This is a genomic window from uncultured Oceanicoccus sp., assembly GCF_963968385.1.
Lineage (GTDB): Bacteria > Pseudomonadota > Gammaproteobacteria > Pseudomonadales > Dasaniaceae > Oceanicoccus.
Genome location: NZ_CAXAHB010000068.1, coordinates 1 through 8,021, shown reverse-complemented (window position 1 = coordinate 8,021; position 8,021 = coordinate 1). Strand labels below are relative to the sequence as shown.

Annotated in this window: 12 protein-coding genes; 9 read left to right on the top strand and 3 right to left on the bottom strand. The window is 45.8% G+C overall.

Annotated features, from left to right (window positions below; all coding sequences use genetic code 11):
• The first annotated feature begins 205 nt into the window (after positions 1 to 205).
• The 6 genes from AACP44_RS07500 (at position 206) to AACP44_RS07475 (ending at position 4,243) form a co-directional block, all read left to right on the top strand.
• On the top strand, positions 206 to 397 hold the full coding sequence (locus AACP44_RS07500) for a hypothetical protein (protein WP_339339868.1): 192 nt from the start codon (positions 206 to 208) through the stop codon (positions 395 to 397).
• Positions 373 to 759 carry a hypothetical protein gene (locus AACP44_RS07495; protein WP_339339869.1) on the top strand — a complete coding sequence of 129 codons (387 nt, stop codon included), beginning with the start codon at positions 373 to 375 and terminating at the stop codon, positions 757 to 759. Before AACP44_RS07500 ends, AACP44_RS07495 begins: the two co-directional genes overlap by 25 nt.
• 124 nt (positions 760 to 883) lie before the next feature.
• Positions 884 to 1,492, top strand: coding sequence for a DUF502 domain-containing protein (locus AACP44_RS07490; RefSeq protein ID WP_339339867.1), 609 nt, complete (start codon positions 884 to 886; stop codon positions 1,490 to 1,492).
• A 59-nt stretch (positions 1,493 to 1,551) separates the two neighbouring features.
• Positions 1,552 to 1,929, top strand: a complete 378-nt coding sequence (locus tag AACP44_RS07485; RefSeq protein WP_339339866.1) for a glutaredoxin domain-containing protein — start codon at positions 1,552 to 1,554, stop codon at positions 1,927 to 1,929.
• Between the two features lie 126 nt (positions 1,930 to 2,055).
• Positions 2,056 to 3,636, top strand: coding sequence for a glutamate--cysteine ligase (gshA, locus tag AACP44_RS07480; protein ID WP_339339865.1), 1,581 nt, complete (start codon positions 2,056 to 2,058; stop codon positions 3,634 to 3,636).
• Between the two features lie 22 nt (positions 3,637 to 3,658).
• Positions 3,659 to 4,243 (top strand): ACP phosphodiesterase, encoded by a 585-nt coding sequence (locus AACP44_RS07475; protein ID WP_339339864.1) that lies wholly within the window; start codon positions 3,659 to 3,661, stop codon positions 4,241 to 4,243.
• Positions 4,244 to 4,274: 31 nt separating this feature from the next.
• Here the strand turns inward: AACP44_RS07475 and AACP44_RS07470 are convergent, their stop codons facing one another.
• On the bottom strand, positions 4,275 to 4,703 hold the full coding sequence (locus AACP44_RS07470; protein ID WP_339339863.1) for a flagellar basal body-associated FliL family protein: 429 nt from the start codon (positions 4,701 to 4,703) through the stop codon (positions 4,275 to 4,277).
• Positions 4,704 to 4,863: 160 nt separating this feature from the next.
• Between AACP44_RS07470 and AACP44_RS07465 the strand changes: the two genes are divergently transcribed.
• Genes AACP44_RS07465 through AACP44_RS07455 form a run of 3 tightly spaced genes read left to right on the top strand, consistent with a single transcriptional unit; the run spans position 4,864 to position 6,404 of the window.
• Positions 4,864 to 5,346: a disulfide bond formation protein B gene (locus tag AACP44_RS07465; protein WP_339339862.1), complete on the top strand. Its 483-nt coding sequence runs from the start codon at positions 4,864 to 4,866 to the stop codon at positions 5,344 to 5,346.
• Positions 5,347 to 5,349: 3 nt separating this feature from the next.
• The gene (locus AACP44_RS07460) at positions 5,350 to 5,706 is read left to right on the top strand and encodes a CidA/LrgA family protein (RefSeq protein ID WP_339339860.1); all 357 of its coding nucleotides are present in this window, start codon (positions 5,350 to 5,352) and stop codon (positions 5,704 to 5,706) included.
• Positions 5,703 to 6,404 (top strand): LrgB family protein, encoded by a 702-nt coding sequence (locus AACP44_RS07455; protein ID WP_339339859.1) that lies wholly within the window; start codon positions 5,703 to 5,705, stop codon positions 6,402 to 6,404. Before AACP44_RS07460 ends, AACP44_RS07455 begins: the two co-directional genes overlap by 4 nt.
• A 56-nt stretch (positions 6,405 to 6,460) precedes the next feature.
• Here AACP44_RS07455 and AACP44_RS07450 read toward each other — a convergent pair whose 3' ends face one another.
• Both AACP44_RS07450 and AACP44_RS07445 read right to left on the bottom strand, forming a co-directional pair.
• Positions 6,461 to 7,198, bottom strand: a complete 738-nt coding sequence (locus tag AACP44_RS07450; RefSeq protein WP_339339858.1) for an FKBP-type peptidyl-prolyl cis-trans isomerase — start codon at positions 7,196 to 7,198, stop codon at positions 6,461 to 6,463.
• Positions 7,199 to 7,467: 269 nt separating this feature from the next.
• On the bottom strand, positions 7,468 to 8,021 hold a 554-nt coding region (locus AACP44_RS07445), incomplete at its 5' end, for a hypothetical protein (protein WP_339339857.1).

Sequence of the window (8,021 nt, the reverse complement as noted above, 5' to 3'; positions counted from 1 at the left end):
GGATTGATTACGTTGAATGACCGCAGTTTACTATGCAAAGCCAACATACCTCCAGTTAGATAGACCAACAAATCTATAATACCTATTCAAATTCGAGTGCCGCCCAATATACTGGAAAATATCGAAGGGTCTTGGTGATGGCTATGCTCCCCTCTCGGTAACCGACCGCTATGATGTCCGTTGCGTTTATTGCATGACGGAAGAGATGACCTTCGCGCCCCGCGCAGATATTTTAACGCTAGAGGAAATCGATCTGGTTAATTTTTCCCGTGACAAAAAAGTAGATATTTCATTTATCGAAGAAATGCCATTGGGCTTATTTGATGAACATAATCGCGCCCTGAGCTTTTCTCCAGCGATGAAGTTAGAGTCATCGTATCTGCACATTACCCGCTGAGCTCAACTGATGAAAAAACCGCGAGGCCGTCGCATTATTATTCAATGAGTGATAGTGCTTCCCGGATTGGTTTTCTCTCACCACATAGTCATAACTTTTGTCATTTGTGTAACCATATTCGAGTTACTATAGAGGGACTAGAGGGACGATCGTTACTCTGTCTGGGCAATGAATATTCAACCAATCTGCGCAGTGTTTTAAGGGCAAACTTTGGCGATGTAACAGCCGTCAAGCAAGCCATCATTGCCGCCATGGAACTCAAGCCGGAAAAACATCATTTTAATCTGCAACAAGATCCAGATATGATTCGGTTTATGACTATGACGGCGGCTAATCAGGCAAAGTGCAGTGGCAATCGCTAATACACATTTAACGGTAGTTTTTCAGTTGCAAAGCTGTCACATTCAACCAGCACATTTGCTACCCTAAGCAAACTGTTATGCTCTGCCAGCATTGTTAACAAAACAATAATATAATGAGGTCGATATGAAACGCTTCAACCATTTTATCAAGCAATCTGTTATTGGTGGCCTGCTAGTTATTTCGCCCGCGATGATTTTGTTTTTTGCCATCCGCTGGGCCTTCTTTGCGGTTGGTGACATTATTCAACCCTTGGCCACGCCCATCGCCCGCAATACCAATGCGCCCGATATTATGGTTGACCTGTTGGTGATTATGCTAATACTGCTTGGCTGTTTTATTGTCGGGAATATCGTTTCAACCGGTGCTGGCAAATGGCTACATGCCCGCTTCGATCGAGTTCTGACTAAATTTGCACCAGGCTATAATCTGGTACGAGATATCATTCACCAGTTTATCGGTAGCAATGCCAACTCACCTTTTAGCCGTGGCGAAGTGGCAAGAGCTCAGTTATTTGGACCCGATATTGCCACTCAGGCCACTGTGATCGTCACCAGCACCCATGAAAACGGCTGGTATAGTGTTTTTGTCCCCACCGGCCCCAATCCCACATCGGGCATGATCTATCACCTACCCCCTGAACAAGTCGAACTTTTGCCGCATATCAAAGTCGATGAAGCACTAAGAACGATTATTGCCTGCGGCGCCGGTTCAGGAGAGCTATTCAAACAATAGGCTCAACTAACATCACGCTGACGGCCATTGCATTATCTAAAATTATTTTTGATCATTATATGAATAAAAAAGCCAAGAAAATTTTACCGCTAATTGTTTTTATTAGCCTGTTTTTAATTACCCAAAACTGGTGGCGGATAGATCTAGCTTTAAATACCATTGATGTTGAATCGCTCGACAAGGACGATGTGGTGATGTATTCAACCGGGTGGTGTCCGTATTGCAACAAAGCCCGTTTATTTTTTCGGCAGGCCAATATTCTTTATACTGAATACAATGTAGAAAAGTCTGCCAGCGCCTACGAGGAATATTCGCGTATCAGCGGCCTAGGGGTACCGGTTATTGTGATTGGCGATCAAATTATTCAAGGCTTTGACAAATCTGCCATCAAACAAGCATTGACCGTGCTAGCCGATCAACACAACAACGATGCATAGCCCTCCATATAGTAATGTTATCCACTTTAACGCTTGTACCTCATTCGCCTCGGCAGTAAACTGCCTGCCTAGCAATATAACGTCATCAATCCCTTCAATGTCAGACACCCAAGCGGAGTATATATTTTGCCTGATCAATTAACAGAGCGGTTGGAGCTATTAGCCAGCAGCGATCATTTATCTTTGTTAACAGGTATACAGCGCGGTATTGAAAAAGAAAGTTTACGGGTTTACCGCAATGGCCAGCTGGCACAAAGCCCGCACCCGCATGCCTTGGGATCGGCACTGACACACCCCCATATCACCACAGACTTTTCTGAAGCTCTACTTGAATTTATAACCCCAGTATTTACCGATATTGATCAGTGCTTGCAGTGCCTTGATAACATACATCGTTTTACCTACCCCAAGCTCGATAAGGAGTTATTGTGGGTCGCCAGCATGCCCTGTATTTTGCAAGGCGACGGCAATATTCCGGTCGCACAATATGGTAGCTCGAATATTGCCAACATGAAGACAACCTATCGCAAAGGTTTGGGCAATCGCTATGGCCGTACAATGCAAACGATTTCCGGCATCCACTATAACTTTTCATTGCCGGATAGTCTGTGGCAGTCACTACAACAACAGGATTATGACAAGCGCTCTTTACAGGATTATAAAACCGACTCCTACTTTAAATTAATTCGTAATTTTGGCCGCTTTTCTTGGCTATTAATTTATTTATACGGTGCCTCTCCCGCTGTCTGCAAGAGTTTTTTGCAGGGTAATAATCATAATCTGCAGCCCTTCGATAACGATACGGCCTATTTGCCTTATGGCACAGCTTTACGCATGGGCGATCTTGGCTATCAAAGCAGTGCGCAGGAAAATTTAAAAATCTGTTATAACAGCATTGATAATTATATAGAGACCCTGCACAAAGCGATCACCAATATACATCCCGACTATGAAAAAATTGGCGTTGGAGTCAACGGCGATTTTCGCCAGCTATCTGCTGCGTTATTACAAATTGAAAATGAATTTTACAGCCCAATTCGTCCCAAACGCACCACCAACTCCGGCGAAATACCTATAGGTGCTTTAAAGGAACGCGGGGTTGAATATATTGAGGTGCGATGTATTGACGTCAATCCTTATTTATCACTGGGCATTGATGCTGAACAAATTCGGTTTATCGATTGTTTTTTACTGTACTGTTTATTTGAACGCAGCCCTTTATGTGATGATGATGATCGTGACCGCATGAATTATAATTTAAAAAGTGTGGTTAACCGCGGGCGCGAGCCCGATTTGCAACTGCAAACTAGAACCGGTGATTGCAGCCTTAGTGACTGGGCCAATAGCTTACTAGACGGTATTGATAAAATTGCTGAGCAACTTGATATGGCGCATGGCGGCAATAACTACCAACAGGCATGCCAACGGCAACGCGATAAGGTGGCGGACAACTCACTAACACCTTCAGCCGCCATTCTTACCGATATGGAGAGGCAGAAAAAATCTTTTTCCAGTTTTGCCATGCATTTGGCCGAGCAGCATAGCCAAGACTTTAACAGCCGCCCTTTAACCGATAAAGATCTGCAATATTTTCAGCAAAAGACTGAGCTATCCCGACAACAGCAAGCTGATATTGAGGCCGCCGACACCCTTAGCTTTGACGATTATTTAGCGGATTACTACCGGCAATACAGTAAGCTGACATAATGTTTATCTTGTAGCGCTAGCTATGAATTACCTCGCCCACTTTCACTTGAGTTATGGCAATGACGATTTATTAATCGGGGCATTGCTTGGCGATTTTGTCAAAGGTCCGCTTAAGGGTGAGCGAAAAAAGTCCATTGAACAGGGTATTTTTCTACATCGAAAAATCGATATTTTTACCGACACTCACCCTTTGTTAAAACAAACCCATCAATTATTTCAGCCACGCTATCGTCGCTATGCTGGGATTATGACAGATGTGGCCTTCGACCATTTTCTCAATCGCCACTGGCAACAATTCCATCAACAGCCACTCAGTATTTTCAGCAAAGAAGTTTTTCTGCTGATTACCACCAGCGATCATTTGACGCCGCCAGCCAAATATCAGGCAGAAAATCTGGCGCGTTATGATGTGTTTGCAAATTATCAATACTGGCAAACGGTTGACGCGGCCCTTAAACGTATTAGCCAACGACTGGCGCGTGACAACCCGCTGGCGTCTGCAGCACACGCAATGAAGCTTCACTATAAGGCACTGGAAGCTATTTTTTTAACGTTTTATCCCGAGCTGCAGGCACATGTTAGCGAATTGCGACAAGAATTTTCGTAGCCTGCGCCGCCATTGTCTTTAAAGGATTCACTCACCGTTGGATAATAAATGCGCTAAACAATAAATCATCGATAAACGGTTGCCCCTCTTCTTTGATTAACACCTTGCGTGTTTCTGCCAGCAGATCCTGACGCAGCAACTCTTTACCCTTGATTGAAGACAGCTCTTCCTCTGTAGCACGACTTAAGCGCATCACAATGGCATGACGAATATAAGGCATATGACGGCTAACCTGAGTTTGGCCAGAAAACCCACCGGCTAAACGCAAAGCAATATCGGTTTTTAAATAGCGCAACCTACCCACCCCGCCATAGTTCACTACAAAGGCCGGCTCTAGCTCCAAATAACTGGCCGGGCCACCGCCAGCGGCATTTGCCTCACTGTCAGCTCCCGGATGCTGCGCAAAAGAAAGACCGGGCAATAACAAACCGAGAGATAAGACAAGCCAAGGGAAACGCATTTTATAAACTCCAGTATTTATCGTTATCATAATCAATTTAGCAGCTGCAGTGCAGTTTGCCGCTTGAGTCGGGCGCTACTTTGCCCTAATGTAGTTGCCTAAACTAATAAATCGCTGTTTTAACCACAGCTAACAGCGATAGACACTAGGAAGATAAAATATGGCATTACCCACCATCAGACAAACCCATGCTCTTGTGGTTGTTGCTGTTATCGGCATGATGTCCTATGCACTTTATACCCAATATTATCTTTTTCTGGAACCTTGCCCGCTATGTATTACACAGCGGCTGTTTTATATTCTGATCGCCTCTTTTGCCTTGCTGGCAGTATTGCATCAAGCAAAATATAAGCTCTATGGCATTCTCGCCCTGCTAAGCGCTACTGGCGGCATGGCTACCGCTGGCAGACAAGTCTGGTTACAACATCTTCCGCCCGATCAAGTGCCGGCCTGCGGCCCCGGTCTGGAATATATGCTAGAGACTTTCCCCCTCAGCGAAACGCTAACCACTATGTTTAGGGGCGATGGCCAGTGCGCCGAAGTTGTCTGGACCTTTGCCGGCTTTAGTATGGGCGAGTGGTCGCTGTTTGGCTTTACCGCTTATGCCGCTGTCTTTATCTGGCAACTGACTCGACGAAGCTAGCTTATGTCATTGATTAACGGTGTACTGATTTTATTGGTTTGCCAGTGTGCTGGCGAAGCTATCAAAAGCTATTTCGGCCTTAGCCTGCCGGGGCCGGCTATCGGTATGTTTATTTTGTTTATTGGCTTGGTGCTGTATCAGGATGTGCCTGAAGCCATCGCCAAATCCAGCCGTAGCTTAATCCCTTTATTGGGCTTGATGTTTTTACCCGCCGCCGCAGGTTTATTTTTTCTGGGCTCGCAATATAGCGATCAGTGGCTCGCAATTATCGCTGCGGTAGTTGTCGGCTCTTTGCTCTCGCTAATCTTTAATGGCCTGTTAATGACGTTTTTAGCTCGCAAGCGGAATATCAAATCGTGATAGACCAAAACCTACTGAACAGCCCATTATTGGCACTCACCTTAAGCCTTGCTGCATTTCAGTTAGGCAATGTATTGTATCGCCGGCTCAATGAATTTCCCTTGCTACACCCAACCGTCACTGGCGCCGCTCTAGTCGCCGTATTACTACCCAGATTGAATATTGACTATCAAGTCTATGTTGAAGGCAATCAACTGCTGATGTTTTGGCTTGGCCCTGCCACCGTTGCATTGGCAGTGCCTTTGTACCAACAGTTACATCTGATTCGCAATATGGCTGTGCCGATTTTATTAACCTGTATCTTTGGTGCCATTTTTGCGGCTGGGTCAGCGGTGGTCATCGCTTATTCACTGGGTGCCAGCGAGGCAACCATGCTTTCCCTTGCGCCAAAATCTGTGACCACGCCTATCGCCATGGATCTAGCCAGCGAAATTGGTGGCTTGGCCTCTCTGGCGGCAGGCTGTGTAGCACTAACGGCTGTCGCTGCCATGTGTTTAGCGCCGCTAGTCTTTCGTCTGCTAAAGATCGAGGATCCGCAAATCTGGGGTTTTTGTTTGGGCATCACCGCCCATGGCATGGGTACCGCCAGAGCCTTTGAGATGAACCCCACCGCCGGTGCATTTTCCAGCTTGGCGATGTGTCTAACCGGCGCCTTTAGTGCTGCATTGATTCCGATTGTGGTTAGCCTACTGCAGTAGCTAAAAAAAGCCGTGTTAAAAACACGGCCTTCTTGTTCAAGCAAATAATTAAAAACTTAACCTTCCGCCGCTGCATCCTTAATAGCCACCAGCTCCACTTCAAAAATCAGTGTTGCATTGGGGCCAATAGGGCCACCACGAGTACCGCCGGGGCCGTAGGCCAAATCCGATGGAATCACAAAGCGGTACTTGGAACCAACTGGCATTAATTGTAAGCCCTCCGTCCAACCGGGAATGACGCCATTGAGCGGAAAACTGACCGTAGCACCGCGTTTATAAGAGCTATCAAACTCGGTACCGTCCAATAAAGTACCGGCATAATGGACTTCAACGGTATCCGTTGCCGCAGGTTTGTCACCGTCACCGGCGGTAATCACTTCATACTGCAAGCCACTTGCTGTCGTTGTTACGCCCTCTTTGGCGCCGTTCTCTGCTAAATAAGCAGCCCCTGCAGCCTGATTGTCATTGGCCAGTTTATCGGCAGCTTCCTGCTGGGCAACCATTTGTTGCTGCTGGAAAGCCTGCATTTCAGCCATAATTTCTTCTTGTGTCATTAACTGCTCACCGTCGTTGATGGCGTCTTTAAGGCCCTGTGTAAAGGTATCAAGATCAACGACAAAGGCCTCATCCTTGAAACGCTGGCCAAGGCCGATACCGATGCTGTAGCTAATACGCTTTTCCTGTGTATCAAGAATTGCGGCAGCGGGCTGTTCTGTCTCAGACTCAGCCGCTTGTTGATGACAACCGACCAATAGCGTACTGATGGCAACAGTGAGTAAAAGTTGTGGTTTCATTATCATTCCTATTCCTGCATTAAATTCCTAGTTAAAAGATGGACGCTGACTGTGCAAAATCTAAGTCACCGGCAGCGCTTATACTACTACTGTTATCCCTGCTATTAACAGAAGCTTTTATTAAGTTTTCCATCTCTGATAGCTGTTTCATGCTAGCCCAGCTCGAAAATCGAGCCTGCTCGCCCTTTCAAACCCTTGAACTGGCTTGCCGGCTAAACCGAGCAAAATCACATTTCCCCAAAATCGCGACTATACTGTCCTTTGATACTTCAATAACAGCTATATAAAAGACCTATTTGGACGACTAGGCTATCTCGTCTAAACTCAAAAAATACTAAGGAATACAAAGGGTTATGACCTATGGCGACTAACAAAAAGAAAGCCCCAGCCAAAAAAGCTATCACCACAAAGAAAACATCTGCTAAAACCACTAGCAAACCAAAAGCGGCAAGCAAGCAAGCGCCCGCGAAAAAGGCGCCTGCAAAGAAGACTGCGGTGAAAAAAGCAGCCACTAAAAAACCCGTCGCTAAAAAGACAGCCGCCAAGAAAACCGCAACAAAAAAAGCGGCGCCCAAAAAAGTGGCAGCAAAGAAAGTGGCAGCAAAAAAGCCTGCAGCCAAAAAAGCAACCACAAAAAAGACTACAACCAAAAAGACAGCGGCTAAGAAAACGGCAACCAAAAACGTAACAACCAAAAAGGTGACGACGAAAAAGCCTGCAACTAAGAAAACAGCCACCAAAAAAACGGCAACCAAAAAAACAGCCGCTAAGAAAACGGCAGCAAAAAAAGTAGCGCCCAAAAAAGCGGTAGCAAAAAAAACTG

Bases quoted from the DNA above. Each gene is read 5' to 3' on its own strand.
- AACP44_RS07500 (WP_339339868.1), top strand. From the start codon at position 206: ATGACCTTCGCGCCCCGCGCAGATATTTTAACGCTAGAGGAAATCGAT.
- AACP44_RS07490 (WP_339339867.1), top strand. From the start codon at position 884: ATGAAACGCTTCAACCATTTTATCAAGCAATCTGTTATTGGTGGCCTG.
- AACP44_RS07485 (WP_339339866.1), top strand. From the start codon at position 1,552: ATGAATAAAAAAGCCAAGAAAATTTTACCGCTAATTGTTTTTATTAGC.
- AACP44_RS07475 (WP_339339864.1), top strand. From the start codon at position 3,659: ATGAATTACCTCGCCCACTTTCACTTGAGTTATGGCAATGACGATTTA.
- AACP44_RS07470 (WP_339339863.1), bottom strand. From the start codon at position 4,703: ATGCGTTTCCCTTGGCTTGTCTTATCTCTCGGTTTGTTATTGCCCGGT.
- AACP44_RS07465 (WP_339339862.1), top strand. From the start codon at position 4,864: ATGGCATTACCCACCATCAGACAAACCCATGCTCTTGTGGTTGTTGCT.
- AACP44_RS07460 (WP_339339860.1), top strand. From the start codon at position 5,350: ATGTCATTGATTAACGGTGTACTGATTTTATTGGTTTGCCAGTGTGCT.
- AACP44_RS07450 (WP_339339858.1), bottom strand. From the start codon at position 7,198: ATGAAACCACAACTTTTACTCACTGTTGCCATCAGTACGCTATTGGTC.